This window comes from Haemophilus sp. UMB1048 (assembly GCF_030218125.1).
Taxonomy (GTDB): domain Bacteria; phylum Pseudomonadota; class Gammaproteobacteria; order Enterobacterales; family Pasteurellaceae; genus Haemophilus_D.
In genome coordinates this window covers 1-249 of sequence record NZ_JASOPB010000148.1, presented here as the reverse complement: position 1 = coordinate 249, position 249 = coordinate 1, and the positions used below count along the sequence as shown (strand labels likewise).

At 52.2% G+C, this 249-nt stretch carries 1 protein-coding gene; it reads right to left on the bottom strand.

Annotated elements, in window-relative coordinates; translation table 11 throughout:
* Window positions 1-249 (bottom strand): methylmalonyl-CoA mutase family protein (locus tag QP437_RS10245; RefSeq protein ID WP_285267762.1); only part of this gene is annotated, 249 nt, incomplete at both ends.

Genomic DNA, 249 nt, shown 5'->3' with positions numbered 1-249 from the left:
AGGTGTTGCGGCAAAGATACTCTTTGAGGATATCGTTTTGAATGGTGCCGGTCAGTTTATCGGGTGTAACACCTTGCTCTTCTGCGGCGACAATATAAAACGCCAGTACTGGTAGTACTGCGCCATTCATGGTCATCGAAACCGACATTTTATCCAGCGGGATCTGGTCGAACAGGACTTTCATATCTTCCACGGTGTCGATAGCGACGCCCGCTTTGCCGACGTCGCCCGCCACGCGTGGGTTATCGG